Genomic DNA, 15,853 nt, shown 5'->3' on the forward strand with positions numbered 1-15,853 from the left:
GCGGTGGACGCGCGGCGCCCGCCGACGGCGGCGGGCAAGGTCATGGCGATCCTGGACGCGTTCGCCCCCGGCGACGTCCGGCTCACGCTGAGCGAGATCTGCCGCCGCGCCTGCCTCCCGCCGTCCACCGGGCACCGGCTGGTCGGCGAGCTGACCGCGGGCGGCTTCCTGGAGCGCACGCCCGACGACGGCACCTACCGCATCGGGACCCGGCTCTGGCGGATCGGCAGCCGCGCCCCGGCCGTCAGCGGCCTGCGCGAGCTGGCGCTGCCGCACATGGAGGACCTGTACGAGGCGACGCACGACAACGTCCAGCTCGCGGTGCTGGGCGACGGCCGGGCGCTGTTCGTGGAGCGGCTGCGCGGCCGCCGCTCGGTGCCGGTCGTGACGCGGGTGGGCTCCGACCTGCCGCTGCACGCGACCGGCGCGGGCAAGGTGCTGCTCGCGCACGCGCCCGCCGACGTCCGCGAGGCCGTGCTCGCGGCGCCGCTGACCCGGCACACCGGCAGCACCCTCACCGACCCGGACGAGCTGCGCCGCGACCTGGCCGCCGTCCGCCGCCGGGGCTACGCCACGACCCGCGACGAGATGACGGTCGGCGCGTCCTCGGTCGGCGTGCCCGTCCGCGACCGGGACGGCACCGTCGTCGCCGCGCTGTCGCTGGTCGCGCGGACCCGCGGGGCCGACCCGCGGCGGCTGCTCCCGCCCCTCGCCACGGCGGCCCGCGCCCTCTCGCGCGACCTGGCCGCCCACTGGCACGCCGACGGCGACATCACCCCTCCGCTCCCCCCGGACGCGGACTGACCCTGGAGGAACCATGCGCACGCAGGTCGCGATCGTCGGCGGCGGGCCGGCGGGGCTGCTGCTGTCCCACCTGCTCCACCGGCAGGGCGTCGAGTCGGTCGTGCTGGAGAGCCGCGACCGCGCCTACGTCGAGCGGCGCCAGCGCGCCGGGATGCTGGAGCAGGGCACGACCGACGTGCTGCGCGGCAGCGGCGCGGGCGCGCGCCTGGACCGCGAGGGCCTGGTGCACCACGGCATCGAGCTGCGCTTCGGCGGCGCCGGGCACCGGATCCCGATCACCGACCTCACCGGCCGGACGGTCACCGTCTACGCCCAGACCGAGATCGTGAAGGACCTGGTCGCGCTGCGCCTCGCCGACGGCGGCGACGTGCGGTTCGAGGCGGAGGTGCTCGCGGTCGACCCGTCCGGCGGGACGGTCGCCTTCCGGCAGGACGGCGTGACGCGCGAGCTCCGGGCCGACTACATCGCGGGCTGCGACGGCTTCCACGGCGTCTGCCGGGCGGCCGTCCCGGACGTGCGGACGTTCACCCGCGACTACCCGTTCGCGTGGCTGGGCGTCCTCGCCGACGTCGCGCCGTCCACCGACGAGCTGATCTACGCGCACCACGAGCGCGGGTTCGCGCTGCACAGCCTGCGCTCGCCGTCGGTGAGCCGGCTGTACCTCCAGGTCGCCCCGGACGCCGACCTCGCCGACTGGTCCGACCAGCGGATCTGGGACGAGCTCGCCACCCGGTTCGGCACGCCCGGCGGCTGGAAGCTCAAGCCCGGCCCGATCACCGACCGGTCGGTCACGCCGATGCGCAGCTTCGTCGCCGAGCCGATGCGGCACGACCGGCTGTTCCTCGCCGGGGACGCCGCCCACATCGTCCCGCCGACCGGGGCGAAGGGCCTGAACCTCGCGGTCTCGGACGTCACCGTCCTGGCGCGCGCGCTCACCGAGCGGTACGCGTCCGGTACGAGCGCGCTGCTGGACGCCTACTCGGCCACCTGCCTCCGCCGCGTCTGGCGCGCGGAGCACTTCTCCTACTGGATGACGACGCTGCTGCACGCCGATCCGGGCGCGGACGACTTCGACCGCCGGCTGCAGCGCTCGCACCTGGAGTACGTCGCCGGTTCGACCGCCGCCGCGACCTCCCTCGCCGAGAACTACGCCGGGCTCCCGCTGGAGTGATCCGCGCCGCCATAATGTCGTGATCTTCACGACTCGGGGGTGCTGGGATGCAGGGGGACGGCGCGGCGCTCGGCAGCCGGTACACGCTGGGCGACATGATCGGCCAGGGCGGCATGGGCGTGGTGTGGCGGGCGCGGGACCGCCGCACCGGCGCGGAGCGCGCGGTGAAGGTGCTGCGGTCGGAGCTGGCCGCCGATCCGGCCGCGGTGACGCGGTTCGTCCGGGAGCGCACCGCGCTGCTGAAGGTCCGGCACCCGGGCGTGGTGACCGTGCACGACCTGGTGGTGGAGGGCGACCGGCTCGCCCTGGTCATGGACCTGGTGCTCGGCGAGGACCTCGCCGGCTACCGGAAGAGGCGCGGCGGAACGCTGCACCCCGCCGAGGCGGCGTGGCTGCTCGGACAGGTCTGCGCGGCGCTGGTCGCGGTGCACGCGGCGGGGCTCGTCCACCGGGACCTCAAGCCCGCCAACGTGCTGCTCGACCACACCGCGCCCGGATCGCCCGTGCGGCTCGCCGACTTCGGCGTCGCGCGGATCGCGGTCGGCGACGAGCTCACCGCCACGGGCAACATCGTCGGGACGCCCCGCTACATGGCCCCCGAGGTGCTGGAGGGCGCGGAGCCGGGGCCAGCCGCCGACGTCTACGCGGTGGGCGTCACGCTGTACGAACTGCTCGCCGGACGCCAGCCGTTCACCGGCGGCAGCATCTCGGCGGTCATGCACGAGCACCTGCACGTCGCGCCGCCCCCGCTGCCGGGCCTGCCCGCCGAGCTCTGGACGCTCCTGGAGCAGAGCCTCACCAAGCAGCCGATGGCCCGGATCGGCGCCCACGACCTCGGCCGCCGGCTGACCGCGTACGCCGAGGCCCACCACACGGGCCGGTTCGCGATCACCGTCCCGCCCGACTCGCCCGCCCTGACGGCCGGTTCGGGCACCCACGCCGGCGTGGGCGCCGGAGCCACCGCCGCGCAGGCGCCGTCCGTGACGAGCCACCCGTCCGTGACGAGCCACCCGTCCGTGACGAGCCACCCGTCCGTTCCGAGCCACCCGTCCGTTCCGATGCCGGCGATCCCCCAAGCCGTGGCGATGGACCCGCAGTTCGGGCCGTCCGGGGCGGGACGACGGCCGGGGACGCACGACCCGATGGGCGGCGGCACTCTCGCGGTGAAGCAGGGGAGCGGCGGACGCCATCGCAACGTGCTCATCGGCGTCGGCGCGGCCGTCGTGGCGGCCGCGGTCGCCACGGGCGTCACGCTCGCGCTGACCGGCGGGGACGGCGGCTCGAAGCAGGACGGGCAGGTCAAGGCGGCGGGCGCGGCGCCCACCGGCGAGCTCGCGGCCCGTGCGGGCGGGAACGCGCCCGGCCCGTCCGGCAAGGGAAAGACATCTGGGGCCTCGCCGTCCGGCTCGGTCTCGGCCTCGCCGGGCGGATCGCGGGGGTCGTCGCCGGGTGCGCCGTCGAAGTCGGCTCCCGGCGCGAGCGCGCCGAAGGCGACCGGCTGGCGGTGCGGGCCGCGCTCCGCCGCCGACGACCGGGGCCACTACCTGACCGCGTGCATCCGCACGGACGGGCACTCGGTGCTGCTGCGCGCGACGATGGAACCGGTGGCGTCCCGCGACGATCCCAAGCTGATCGCGGCCAACCACGTCCAGGTCGTGCTGGTGCTGAAGACGCTCGACCAGGACGACGCCGGACGCTGGGTGTCGCCGCCGTGCACGTCGGTGACCTGCACGTTCCAGATGTCCGCGACGCCGGCGCGGGGCACCTACCGGGCGCTGCCGGGGTGGATGTACCAGGGGATCTACGAGGGCACCGGGAGGGAGAGCCCGCCGGTCGCGTTCTGACCGGAATGTGCTGCACATCACGCAAGGTTACAGCTTCTGCAATTTTGCGGAGAGTGCAAGCAATGTCTACAGTCGTAGGTATGACGGTGGAAATGGGCCTGCGCGAGCGCAAGAAGGCCGCGACACGCGAAGCGCTCAGCCGCGCCGCGATGCGGCTGGCGATCGAGCACGGCGTGGAGGGCGTCACCGTCGACGCGATCGCCGCCGCGGCGGACGTGTCGGCGCGCACCTTCCACAACTACTTCCCCGGCAAGGAGGAGGCGATCGTCGCCCCGCTGACCGACGGGGCGCGCGAGGTGCTCGCGCGGCTCGCCCAGCGGCCCGCCGACGAGCCGGTCTGGGACTCGGTCCGCGCCGTCCTGCACGACGTGCTCGTGCCGGGCGAGCGGTTCGAGGAGATGATCGCGCTGATGCGGATCGTCAAGGCCGACCCGTCGCTCGTGGCGTCCCAGCTGTGCGGCCTCGGCGAGATGCAGCGCGAGGCGGCGGCCGTGATCGCCGCCCGCACCGGCACCGACCCCGAGCGCGACCTGTACCCCCACCTGGTCGCGGGCGTCATGGGCCTGACCATGCGGGTGGTCGCGAACCTCTGGGTGGACGGCCGCACCGGCGCCGACCTGCCCGACCTGATCGACTCCGCGCTCGCGCAGTTCCGCGCGGGCCTGCCCGCTCCGGACGCGGCGGCCACCGCCGACCCGTCGGGCTGACGAGACCCCGGCCGGGGCGCGCCGCCCTGCCCCGGCCGGTACCCCCTCCCGGCGGACCCACCCCTGAGCAACCTGACGACCGGCCCGTCGTGAGGTCATCGACCGTGCACCGTCCGCGAGTCCGGCGCGCCCCCGGCGCGTCCGGCATCGAATGGGAACTGTTCTCTTGGCAACCTTCCTCTACCGGCTCGGCCGGCTCTCCTACCGACGGCGCAGGCTCGTCGCCCTGCTCTGGGCGGCGCTCCTGATCCTGTTCGGGGTGGGCGCGGCCGTGCTCCACGGCCCGACCTCCAACGACTTCTCCATCCCCGGCACCGAGGCCCAGCGGGCCATCGACCTGCTCAAGGACAGGATGCCGCAGGCATCGGCGGACGGCGCGACCGCGCGCGTGGTGCTCCGCGCCCCCGCCGGGCACACCCTCGCCGAACCCGCGGGCAAGGCCGCCGTCGAGCAGGTCGTCGGCAAGCTGAGGACGGCCCCGCAGGTCGCGTCCGTCGTGGACCCGTACCAGGCGCGGGCGCTCTCCCCGGACCAGCGCACCGCCCTCACCCAGGTCACCTACAAGGTGACCCCGGTGGGCGTGAAGCAGGCCTCCCGGGACGCCCTCGACTCCGCCGCCGCCTCCGGGCGCGCCGCCGGGCTGACCGTCGAGATGGGCGGCAACGCCACCCAGGGCATGCCCGAGCAGGGCGCGTCCGAGCTGATCGGCCTCGGCATCGCCGCCGTGGTCCTGGTGATCACGCTCGGCTCGCTGGTCGCCGCGGGGCTGCCGCTGCTGAACGCGATCCTCGGCGTGGCGATCGCCATGGCCGGGATCACCGCCGCGACCGGCTTCATCGACATGAGCTCGACCACCTCGACGCTCGCGCTCATGCTCGGCCTCGCCGTCGCGATCGACTACGCGCTGTTCATCACCTCCCGGTACCGGCACGAGCTCCAGGAGGGCCGGTCGGGCGAGGAGGCCGCCGGACGCGCCGTCGGCACCGCCGGGTCGGCCGTGGTCTTCGCGGGCCTGACCGTGGTGATCGCGCTGGTCGGCCTCGGCGTCGTCGGCATCCCGATCCTCACCGAGATGGGCGTCGCGGCCGGGTTCGCCGTCGTCGTCGCCGTGCTCATCGCGCTCAGCCTGCTGCCCGCGCTGCTCGGCTTCGCCGGACGGCAGGTGCTCGGCGGCAGGATCCCCGGCCTGCGCGGCGGGCCGAAGCCCGGCAGGGCCGCGGCGGGCGAGCGCTGGTCGCGGTTCGTCGTCCGGCGCCCGCTGGCGGTGCTGCTGTTCTCGATCGTCGGCCTCGGCGTCCTCGCGCTCCCGGCGCTCGACCTGCGCCTCGGCATGCCGGGCGAGGAGGCGTCCTCGCCGAGCAGCACCCAGTACAAGGCGTACCAGATGGTCTCCGAGGGCTTCGGTCCCGGCTTCAACGGCCCGCTGATGGTCGTGGTGCACGGATCGGGCGACGTGACGAAGGCTGCCGGGCGGCTTTCGGGGCAGCTCAAGGGGATGCCCGACGTCGCCTCCGTCACCCCGCCGGTGCCGAACAGGGAGCGGGACACCGTCCTGCTGAGCGTCGTTCCGAAGAGCGGGCCGAGCTCGAAGCAGACCGAGGACCTGGTGTCGGCCATCCGCCACGAGAGCCACGGGCTTAAGGCGCAGACCGGCGCCGAGGCCATGGTCACCGGCCAGACCGCGATCGGCATCGACGTGTCGGCCAAGCTCGGCAGCGCGCTGCCGCCCTACCTGGCGCTGGTCGTCGGCCTCGCGTTCATCCTGCTCATGCTGGTGTTCCGGTCCCTGCTGGTGCCGCTCAAGGCGACCCTGGGCTTCCTGCTCACCGTCGCCGCCACCTTCGGCGTGGTCGTCGCGGTGTTCCAGAAGGGCTGGGGCGCGTCCCTGGTCGGCGTGGACACCACCGGGCCGATCATGAGCCTGATGCCGATCTTCCTGATCGGCGTGGTGTTCGGCCTCGCCATGGACTACCAGGTGTTCCTGGTCACCCGGATGCGCGAGGAGTTCGTGCACGGCGCCGAGCCGAGGGACGCGGTCGTCGCCGGGTTCCGGCACGGCGCGCGGGTGGTCGCCGCGGCCGCGGTGATCATGATGGCGGTGTTCGCCGGGTTCATCAGCAACGAGCAGTCGATGATCAAGCTGATGGGCTTCGCGCTCGCGGCGGGGGTGTTCTTCGACGCCTTCGTCGTCCGGATGACGGTCGTGCCCGCCGTGATGGCCCTGTTCGGCCGCTCCGCCTGGTGGCTGCCGCGCTGGCTCGCCCGCGTCCTGCCCAACGTGGACGTCGAGGGCGAGAAGCTCCGGCACCTGCTCGACGACGGCTCGCCGTCCGGTGAGCGGCGCGAGGCCGTCACCGTCGGAAGCCCCGGATCGGCCGGATCCGCCGGATCGTCAGGAACGTCGGGACCGCCGTCCGGTAGATGACCATGGGCCGCCGCCTCGTCGCCCCGAGGCGGCGGCCCTCACCCTCCTCTCCCTCGAACTCCCGCTGCCCCCCAAGGAACCTCGGACATGAACCTTCTCCAGCAGCCGGTCTGGCGGCGCGCCCCTTCACCGCGCGACCAGGTCCGGACCGTCCCGGAGCCGTCCCCCGCCGAAGCCGAGCCCGCCCGAACCGAGCCCGCCGAACCCGCCGGGCCCGGCGAGCCGGCCGCGTCCGCCGCCTCGGACGGCGCGCCGGAGTCGGCCGCCGCCCCCGCCGCGGTACCGGCCGCCGCGTCCCGGCCGCGTCCGCTCCGGGAGCTGGTGCTGATCGCGGCGCTCTTCGGCGTCTACAAGCTGGGCCGCCTGGCGGCCAGCGGACGCGTCGACGAGGCGTTCCGCAACGCCCGCGACGTCTGGGACCTCGAACGCTGGCTGCACCTGCCGAGCGAGCTGCACGTCCAGAACGGCCTGCTGCACAGCGAGACGCTGATCCGCCTCGCGAACTGCTACTACGCCTACGTGCACTTCCCGGCGACCGCCGCGTTCCTGCTGTTCATGTACCTGCGCCGTCCCGCCTACTACCGCTGGGTGCGCTGGGTGGTGGTCGCGCTGACCGCCGCCGGGCTCGTCCTGCACCTGACCGTCCCGCTCGCGCCGCCGCGCATGCTGACCTTCACCGGGCTGATCGACACCGGCAGCAGGTACGGGCCGTCGGTCTACGGCGCGCCGCAGACCGACACCGTCGCCAACCAGTACGCGGCCATGCCGTCGCTGCACATCGGCTGGGCGATCATCGTGGCGGTCGGGCTGATCGTCGCGTGCCGGACCCGCTGGCGGTGGCTGTGGCTGGCCCACCCCGTCCTGACCGTCCTGGTGGTGGTGAGCACCGCCAACCACTACTGGCTGGACGGCATCGTCGTGTCGTTCCTGCTGGCCGTCGCGCTGGTGGCGCTGCGCCCGTTCTACCGGACGGCCCGGTCGGCGCCGGGCGCGGGCCTGCGGACCGACCCCGGAGCGGCGCGGGTACGCTAGCCCCCGGGCCCGGCGGGACGGGTCTCACGGGGAGAATCGTGTCGGGGGACGAGTGCGCGCCAGAGCTGTGATCAGGGCTGTTCCGACGGTGTTGTCGTGGTATCTGGCGCTGTCGGGCGTCGTCTCGATCCTGACCTGGCTGTCGGCCGGCATCATCGAGGACCTGGACGCCATCTGGCTGCTGCGCTGGATCGGCTACTTCAGCTGGCTGCCCAGCATGACCTGGGGACTGCTGCTGCTCCTGCTGTCCACCGGCGTGCGGCGGCGCAAGAAGTCGGCCTGGCGCATCACGCTGGTGCTGCTCGGCCTGTTCTTCCTGCTCTACCTCACGGTCGCGGTCGTGTTCACGATCGCCCCCGACCCGGACGTCCAGCTCGGCGCGGGCGACTACGTCGCCCCGGTCTGCTACGCGTTCGCGCTGGTGCTCGTGGTGGGAGCGCGGCACGAGTTCACCGCCCTGCCGGACCGCGCGAACCTCCGCCTCGCCTGGCGGGTCGGCGTCGCGATGGTGCTGGTGAGCGGCGTCATCGGCACGCTGCTGGTGCACCTCACCGACCGCAAGGCGGCGGGCGGCTTCTGGACGCAGCCGGTCTACGCCGCGCTCCAGACCGTCCTCGGCGCGCGGGTCACCGGCCACACCCTCGACGTGGACGTCCCCGGCTGGGTGGACCTGATCCTCGGCGTCCTCGGCAGCGGCCTGCTCGTCGCGACCGTGTGGGCGCTGTTCCGCCCCTCGCGCGGCGACGCCGTGCTCAGCCCCGGCGAGGAGCTGCGCGCCCGCGAGCTGCTGCTGCGCTACGGCGACGAGGACTCCCTCGGCTACTTCGCCCTGCGCCGCGACAAGGACTTCATCGTCGCCCCGAACGGCAAGGCGGGCATCGCCTACCGGGCGCAGGGCTCGGTCTGCCTGGCCAGCGGCGACCCGCTCGGCGACCCCGAGTCGTGGGGCCCGGCCATCGAGGAGTGGCTCGCCGAGTGCCGCCGGCACGCCTGGACGCCCGGCGCGGTCAGCGTCGGCGAGCGCGCGGCCGTCGAGTACCGCCGGCACGGCCTCAGCGTGCTGGAGCTCGGCGACGAGGCGATCATCGACGTGCACGAGTTCAACCTGGCCGGCCGGGAGATGCGGCAGGTCCGGCAGGCCGTCCGGCGGGTGGAGCGGGCCGGGTACACCGTGCGCATCCGCCGCCACTCGCAGATCTCCGCGGCCGAGATGGCGGGCATCCTCCAGCGCGCCGACCAGTGGCGCGAGGGCGAGACCGAGCGCGGCTTCTCCATGGCCCTCGGACGCCTCGGCGACCCCACCGACGGCGACTGCGTGATGGTCGAGGCGTTCGACGCCGAGGGCCGCCTGCGCGGGCTGCTGTCCTTCGTCCCCTGGGGCCGGACGGGCCTCTCGCTGGACCTGATGCGCCGCGACCGGGCCGCCGAGAACGGTCTGAACGAGTTCATGGTCGTCCGGCTGATCGAGAAGGCCGGGTCGGTCGGGGCCACCCGGATCTCGCTGAACTTCGCGATGCTGCGCTCGGTGTTCGAGCGCGGCTCGCAGATCGGCGCGGGGCCGCTCGTCCGCGCCGCCTACCGGGTGCTGTCGTTCGCGTCCCGGTTCTGGCAGCTGGAGACCCTGTACCTGTCCAACGCCAAGTACCACCCCGAGTGGGTGCCGCGGTACGTCTGCTTCAGCTCCGGCGCGGGCGGCCTGATCCGCCTCGGCATCGGCTACGCCCGCGCCGAGGGGTTCCTGCCGAGCCTGTCGCGGCGCAGGCTGGACCGCGCCGCCAACGCCGTCCCGACGCCCGAGCTGGTCGCCGAGATCCGGCGGCTGGAGGAGGCCGCCGACGCCGCGCGCGCCCCGCGCCGCCGGCTGTCGGAGCAGGAGCGCGTCCGGCACGACAAGCTGGAGCGGATCGGGGCGGCGGGCGTCGAGGCCTACCCGCTCGGCTTCGAGCGCACCGCCCTGGCCGCGGACGTCCGCGCCGGGTTCGGCGACCTGGCCCCGCACACGCGCACCCACGAGACGGTCTCGGTCGCCGGACGGATCATGCTGGAGCGCGACCACGGCGGGCTGGTGTTCGCCAGGCTGCGCGACGAGTCGGGCGACATCCAGATCATGCTGGCCGCGCACATCCTCGGCCGGGAGCCGCTGCGCGGCTGGAAGACGATGATCGACCTCGGCGACCAGGTGGGCGTGACCGGCGAGGTGATCACGTCCCGGACCGGCGAGCTGTCGGTGCTGGTGGCGGAGTGGAAGCTCACCGCCAAGTGCCTGCACCCGCTCCCGGACAAGCGGGCCGGGCTCGCCGACCCCGAGGCGCGGGTCCGGCACAAGGCCGTCGACCTGATCGTCAACGACGAGTCGCGCCGGATGCTGCGGATGCGCGGCGACGCCGTGGCCGCCGTCCGGGACGTGCTGCGGGCGCGCGGGTACCTGGAGGTCGAGACGCCGATCCTGCAGCCGATCCACGGCGGCGCGACGGCGCGTCCCTTCACGACCCGGATCAACGCCTACAACATGCGGCTGTACCTGCGGATCGCGCCCGAGCTGTACCTGAAGCGGCTGCTGGTCGGCGGGCTCGGCAAGGTCTTCGAGATGGGCCGCGACTTCCGCAACGAGGGCGTGGACGCCACCCACAACCCCGAGTTCACGATGCTGGAGGCCTACGAGCCGTACGGCGACTACGACACGATGGCCGAGCTGACCCGCGAGCTGGTGCTGGCGGGCACCCGCGCCGCGCTCGGCACGACCGTGGTCGTCCGGGACGGCGTGGAGCACGACCTGGCCGGCCCGTGGAACCAGATCACCGTCTACGGCTCGGTGTCGCGGGCGCTGGGGGAGGAGATCACCCCGGACACGCCGCGGCCCGAGACCGTCCGGCACGCGGCGCGGGCGGGCATCGAGGTCGATCCCGAGTGGGGTCAGGGACGGATCGTCCAGGAGCTGTACGAGGCGCTCGTCGAGGACCACCTGACCGCCCCGACGTTCGTGCGCGACTACCCGGCCGAGACGTCCCCGCTGACCCGGCCGCACCGCAAGGACGCGCGGCTCGCCGAGAAGTGGGACCTGATCGTCTTCGGCATGGAGCTCGGCACCGCCTACTCGGAGCTGATCGACCCGATCCTCCAGCGGCAGCGGCTCACCGAGCAGTCCCTGCTCGCGGCGGGCGGCGACCCCGAGGCCATGGAGCTGGACGAGGACTTCCTGCGCGCGCTGGAGTACGGGATGCCCCCGGCCGGCGGCATGGGCATGGGCGTCGACCGGCTGCTGATCGCGCTCACCGGGCGGTCGATCCGGGAGACGATCGCGTTCCCGCTGGTCAAACCCGCTCGCTGAGGCCGTCCGGGCGGCGCCCGAACTGATCTCGGGGCGGGTATGACGGTTTCGGCCCTTGGCGGGAAAGATGGTGATTGGTTGCCATCGCCTCCCCGGCGCACCGGGGATCGGGAGTGAGGACGGTCCGCGACGTGAGCGACATCCCCCGGCGTGCGGTCACCCGCACCGCCAAGCTGGCGAGCCTGCCCCTCGGCTTCGCCGGGCGCACCGCGCTCGGCCTGGGCAAGCGCACGCTTGGCAAGCCCGCCGAGGCGGTCGCGCTGGAGGTCCAGCGGCGCACCGCCGAGCAGCTGTTCGCGGTGCTCGGCGAGCTCAAGGGCGGCGCGATGAAGGTCGGCCAGCTCTTGTCGATCTTCGAGGCCGGGCTGCCCGAGGAGCTGGCCGCGCCGTTCCGCGCGAGCCTCACCCGGCTCCAGGAGGCCGCGCCGCCGATGCCCGCCGCGACCACGCACAAGGTGCTGGCCGAGGGCCTCGGTCCGGACTGGCACGACCGGTTCGCCTCGTTCGACGACCGGCCCGCGGCGGCGGCGTCGATCGGGCAGGTCCACAGGGCCGTCTGGGCGGACGGCCGGACCGTCGCGGTCAAGGTCCAGTACCCGGGCGCGGGCGCGGCGCTGATGAGCGACTTCAACCAGATCTCCCGGCTCAGCCGCCTGATCAACCCGCTGTTCCCGGGCGTCGAGGCCAAGCCGGTGATCGCCGACCTGCGGCGGCGGCTGGAGAAGGAGCTCGACTACGTGGACGAGGCCCGCGCGCAGACGGCCTTCCACGACGCGTACGCCGGCGACCCCGACTTCCTGGTGCCCGAGGTCGTCGCGCAGTCCGGGAACGTGCTGGTGACCGAGTGGCTGGACGGCACGCCGCTCGCGAAGGTCATCGCGTCCGGCACCAAGGCCGAGCGCGACCGGGCCGGGCTGCTGCTGTTCCGGTTCCTGCTGTCGGGGCCGTCCCGCTGCGGCATGATCCACATCGATCCGCATCCGGGCAACTTCCGGCTGCTGGACGACGGCCGGCTCGGCGTCATGGACTTCGGCGGCGCCTCACGGGTCCCGAACGACCTGCTGTGGTCGCTCGGCCGGATGATGCGCATCGGCACCGGCGGCGACCCGGACGAGATGGTCGAGAGCGCCATCGAGGAGGGGTTCCTCGCGCCGGACGCCGACGTGGACCCCGACCAGTTCGCCGACCTGGTCGTCCCGCACGCCACGCCGTTCACGCAGGAGACGTTCCAGTACACCCGCGAGTGGCTGCGGCGGGAGACGGGCCGGAGCCTCGCGATGGCCACGGACATGCGTCCGGGCAGCATCGCGCGGCAGCTCCGGCTGCCGCCGCAGTACCTCGCCGTGTGGCGGGCGATGGCGGGCTGCGGCGGCGTGCTGTGCCAGCTCGAGGCCGAGGGCCGGTTCCGGGACGAGGCGCTGCGCTGGCTGCCCGGTTTCGCCGACGACGACCCGGACGCCGACGCCCCGGAGGCCGAGGAGGCCTCCTGAGCCCGGCCCGCCCGCCCGGGCCCGCCCGGTCGTCCTGAGCGCCCGGCCGGGAGGTCAGGAGGAGAGCGCGGACTCCTCCTCCTGCTCGACCTGCTGGTTCCAGGCGCGCTTGCCCGCCTGCCAGCCGTCCTCGTCGCGGCCGACCCGCCAGTAGCCCGAGATCGAGATCAGGTCCATCGGGAGCGTCCGCTCGACCCGCAGGTAGCGCCGCAGGTCCTTGACGAACCCGGCCTCGCCGTGCACGAACGCCTGGACGCGCCCCTCCGGGAAGTCCAGCGCGCGGACGGCCTCGACCAGCGCCGCGCCGACCGGGCGGTCGCCCCGGTGCAGCCAGACGATCTTGGCGTCGCCGGGGGAGGACAGTTCCTGCTCCTCGGCGGCGTCCGCGACCTCGACGAACACGAAGGCGGGCGCGCCGGCCGGGACGCGCTCCAGCGACGCCGCGATGGCGGGCAGGGCGCTCTCGTCACCGGCGAACAGGTGCCAGTCGGCCTCCCTGCCGGGCGAGTACTTGCCGCCGGGACCCATGAAGAAGATCTCGTCGCCGGGCTTCGCCGCCTCGGCCCAGGGGCCGGCCAGGCCCTCGTCGCCGTGCACCACGAAGTCGATCGCCAGCTCGCGGGACGCCGGGTCCCACGAGCGGACGGTGTAGGTGCGCGTGGTCGGCCACTGCTCGCGCGGCATCTCCGCGCGGATCCGCTCGATGTCGAACGGCTCGGGGTACTCCACGCCGGGCCGCCCGAACAGCAGCTTGACGTAGTGGTCGGTGTGCTCGCCCGCGTCGAACGCGGCGAGGCCGTCCCCGCCGAGGACGACCCGGACCATGTGCGGGGTGAGCCGCTCGGTGCGCAGCACGACCCCTCGATGCACGGCCCGGCCGCCCCTGCGGTCGCGCTCCGCCGCCCTGGGTCCGGTAGCCCCGGGTTCGGTTGCCATAGGCCCTCCGCTCGTTTTTGTTAGGTAAGCCTAATCCACCCGTGGCCGCCATACTCCGGCGCGTCTGATATTTTACGAGTGAAATACTTGTGAAGTATCGGAGGGGACGTGGCGGAAGGGGCCGGGGCGCTGGTGCGCCCGCTGCCGGTGCGCGGGGTGCTGACGCTGGGCCGCGGCTCGGACACCTGGTTCAGGGCGGCGTCCAGCGTGGTGGTCGCCTCGGCGATCCCGGACGCGGCGCTGCTGGCGTCCGGACGCCTCGACCTGGCGCTCTACACCTCGGCGGGCTCGCTCGTCGCGCTCTACGCCCACAACCGGCCCTACGCGACCCGCGGCCGCACGCTCGCGCGGGTCGCGCTGCTGATGCTGGCGAGCCTCGCGGTCGCGCTGGGCACCGCCGCCCTGACCGGGGACGTGGCGGTCCGCGTGGCGGTCGCCGCACTTCTCGCCGCCGGGCACAAGCTGGTCTGCGACGCCACCCGGATCGGCCCGCCCGCGAACGTGATCTTCACCTTCGTGGCGGCGAGCTGCGCGTTCGTCCCGCAGCGCCTCGCCGACGTGCCCTTCCACCTCGCGCTGGCGCTGGCCGGAGCGGTGATCGCGTGGCTGGTCTGCATGGCGCCCGCGCTCGTCCGCCGCAGGGACGAGCCCGCTCCTCTCGCCGCCGCCGGTGCGACGGCCGCGCGCCCGCGCGGGATGTGGGCCGTCCTGGCGGCGCTGCGTCCCGGCTCGCCGCTGCTGCCGATCGCCACGCGCGTCGGGGCGAGCGCCGCCGCCGCGGGCTGGCTGACCATGCTGCTCGGGGTCGGACGGCCCTACTGGGCGATCGTCACCGCCGCCGCGATCTTCCAGGCGAACCTCGTGCTGACCTGGCGGCGCGCGCTGCAGCGGGTGCTCGGCAACCTGCTCGGCCTCGCGCTGTTCACCGCGCTGCTGCCGGTCATCGGCGCCGGCCCGGCCGCGCTGCTGCTGGTCGCGCTCGCCGCGCAGTTCGCCGCGGAGGCGACCATGGCGCGCAACTACTGGCTCGGCTCGGTGTTCGTGACGCCGATGGCGCTGAGCATGGTCGAGTTCGCCGGGCACCGGCCCGCGCACGAACTGGTCGGCCAGCGCTGGCTCGACACCTGCGCTGGCGCGGCCGTCGGCCTGCTCGGCTGCGTCCTGATCACCAACCGGCGCGCCGCCGGACGCGTCCACGGCGCCCTCGAGCGCCTCCAAGCGGCCCTCGCCGAGTTGCAGAGCCACGCCGGTGCCGAACTCGACCCCGATGCCGAACTCGACCCCGATGCCCAGCCGCACGGCGTGCTGCATGAGAGGATCACGCACGCGCTCGCCGAGCTGCGGGAGGCCGTGCAGGTCGCCGAGGGTGAATGGTGGCTGCGTTCCCTGCCCGCCGAACGCGTCGAGCAGGCCCAGCGGGACGGGCAACGGGCCCTCGCCGCCCTCGCGGGGCTCGCCGAACGGCCCCGCCTCGACCGGGAGGTCGCCTGATGAGTGCCGACGACGCCGCGACGCGCCGTCCCGGCCGGGACGTGATGACCGAGGTCCTGCGGCAGTGGGGCGAGCTGCGGCCGGACCTCGACACCACGCCGATGGCCGTGATCGGACGCGTGAACCGGTGCGCCGCGCTGCTCCAGCACGCCGCCGACGCGCCGCTGAGCCGCGCCGGGCTGGCCCGTCCCGAGTACGACACGCTCACCGCCCTGTACCGGCTCGGCCCCGGCGTGACGCCGACGCGGCTGGCGCGCGAGACGTTCGCGTCCGGCGCGGCGGTCACCAAGCGCCTGCGGGCGCTCGCCGAACGCGGGCTGGTCGAGCGCCGCGCGGACGAGCGGGACCGGCGCGTCCAGCACGTGTCCCTGACCGAGGACGGCCACGCGCTGATGGACGGCCTGCTGGCCGAGCAGGTCGCCTACGAGAGCGCGCTGCTGGACGGCCTGACCCCCGAGCGCAACGCCGAGCTGGCGTCCGCGCTGGCGGAGCTGCTGGCGCTGCTGGAGGGGAGCCTCGGCCGCCACGTGGGGTAGCCGAGGCGGTCCGCGGCGGCGCCTTTTCAAGGCGCAGCGGCCCGGTTACGTTCGGAAGATCGGGGCGTTCTGAACATCCCAGGGATCGG

Annotated in this window: 11 protein-coding genes; 10 read left to right on the forward strand and 1 reads right to left on the reverse strand. The window is 74.2% G+C overall.

Annotation, left to right across the window (positions count from 1 at the left end; genetic code table 11):
* Positions 1–3 precede the first annotated feature (3 nt).
* The 8 genes from ACFPCY_RS07485 (at position 4) to ACFPCY_RS07520 (ending at position 12,801) form a co-directional block, all read left to right on the forward strand.
* Entirely contained in the window at positions 4–804 is an 801-nt protein-coding gene (locus tag ACFPCY_RS07485) for an IclR family transcriptional regulator (RefSeq protein WP_378252896.1), read from the forward strand.
* 13 nt (positions 805–817) lie between these two features.
* Positions 818–1,975 (forward strand): 4-hydroxybenzoate 3-monooxygenase, encoded by a 1,158-nt coding sequence (locus ACFPCY_RS07490; RefSeq protein WP_378252897.1) that lies wholly within the window; start codon positions 818–820, stop codon positions 1,973–1,975.
* A gap of 47 nt (positions 1,976–2,022) precedes the next feature.
* The gene (locus ACFPCY_RS07495; RefSeq protein WP_378252898.1) at positions 2,023–3,819 is read left to right on the forward strand and encodes a serine/threonine-protein kinase; all 1,797 of its coding nucleotides are present in this window, start codon (positions 2,023–2,025) and stop codon (positions 3,817–3,819) included.
* A gap of 80 nt (positions 3,820–3,899) precedes the next feature.
* A complete protein-coding gene (locus ACFPCY_RS07500) occupies positions 3,900–4,526 on the forward strand; it encodes an acyl-CoA-like ligand-binding transcription factor (RefSeq protein WP_378252899.1) in 627 nt (208 codons plus the stop codon).
* Positions 4,527–4,692: 166 nt separating this feature from the next.
* Entirely contained in the window at positions 4,693–6,951 is a 2,259-nt protein-coding gene (locus ACFPCY_RS07505; RefSeq protein ID WP_378252900.1) for an MMPL family transporter, read from the forward strand.
* Between the two features lie 87 nt (positions 6,952–7,038).
* Complete coding sequence (locus tag ACFPCY_RS07510; RefSeq protein WP_378252901.1) at positions 7,039–7,983, forward strand: phosphatase PAP2 family protein; 945 nt, start codon at positions 7,039–7,041, stop codon at positions 7,981–7,983.
* 67 nt (positions 7,984–8,050) lie between these two features.
* Complete coding sequence (gene lysX, locus ACFPCY_RS07515; protein ID WP_378253764.1) at positions 8,051–11,311, forward strand: bifunctional lysylphosphatidylglycerol synthetase/lysine--tRNA ligase LysX; 3,261 nt, start codon at positions 8,051–8,053, stop codon at positions 11,309–11,311.
* 131 nt (positions 11,312–11,442) lie between these two features.
* Entirely contained in the window at positions 11,443–12,801 is a 1,359-nt protein-coding gene (locus tag ACFPCY_RS07520; protein ID WP_378252902.1) for an ABC1 kinase family protein, read from the forward strand.
* A 54-nt stretch (positions 12,802–12,855) separates the two neighbouring features.
* On the opposite strand, the gene ACFPCY_RS07525 is transcribed toward ACFPCY_RS07520, so the two are convergent.
* Positions 12,856–13,737 (reverse strand): siderophore-interacting protein, encoded by an 882-nt coding sequence (locus ACFPCY_RS07525; RefSeq protein WP_378252903.1) that lies wholly within the window; start codon positions 13,735–13,737, stop codon positions 12,856–12,858.
* A gap of 108 nt (positions 13,738–13,845) precedes the next feature.
* Between ACFPCY_RS07525 and ACFPCY_RS07530 the strand changes: the two genes are divergently transcribed.
* Both ACFPCY_RS07530 and ACFPCY_RS07535 read left to right on the forward strand, forming a co-directional pair.
* Entirely contained in the window at positions 13,846–15,228 is a 1,383-nt protein-coding gene (locus ACFPCY_RS07530) for an FUSC family protein (protein ID WP_378252904.1), read from the forward strand.
* The gene (locus ACFPCY_RS07535; RefSeq protein WP_378252905.1) at positions 15,228–15,764 is read left to right on the forward strand and encodes a MarR family winged helix-turn-helix transcriptional regulator; all 537 of its coding nucleotides are present in this window, start codon (positions 15,228–15,230) and stop codon (positions 15,762–15,764) included. The genes ACFPCY_RS07530 and ACFPCY_RS07535 overlap by 1 nt, the downstream gene beginning before the upstream one ends.
* Positions 15,765–15,853: the final 89 nt, after the last annotated feature.

The sequence above is a fragment of the Actinomadura gamaensis genome (assembly GCF_042652125.1).
GTDB lineage: Bacteria > Actinomycetota > Actinomycetes > Streptosporangiales > Streptosporangiaceae > Spirillospora > Spirillospora gamaensis.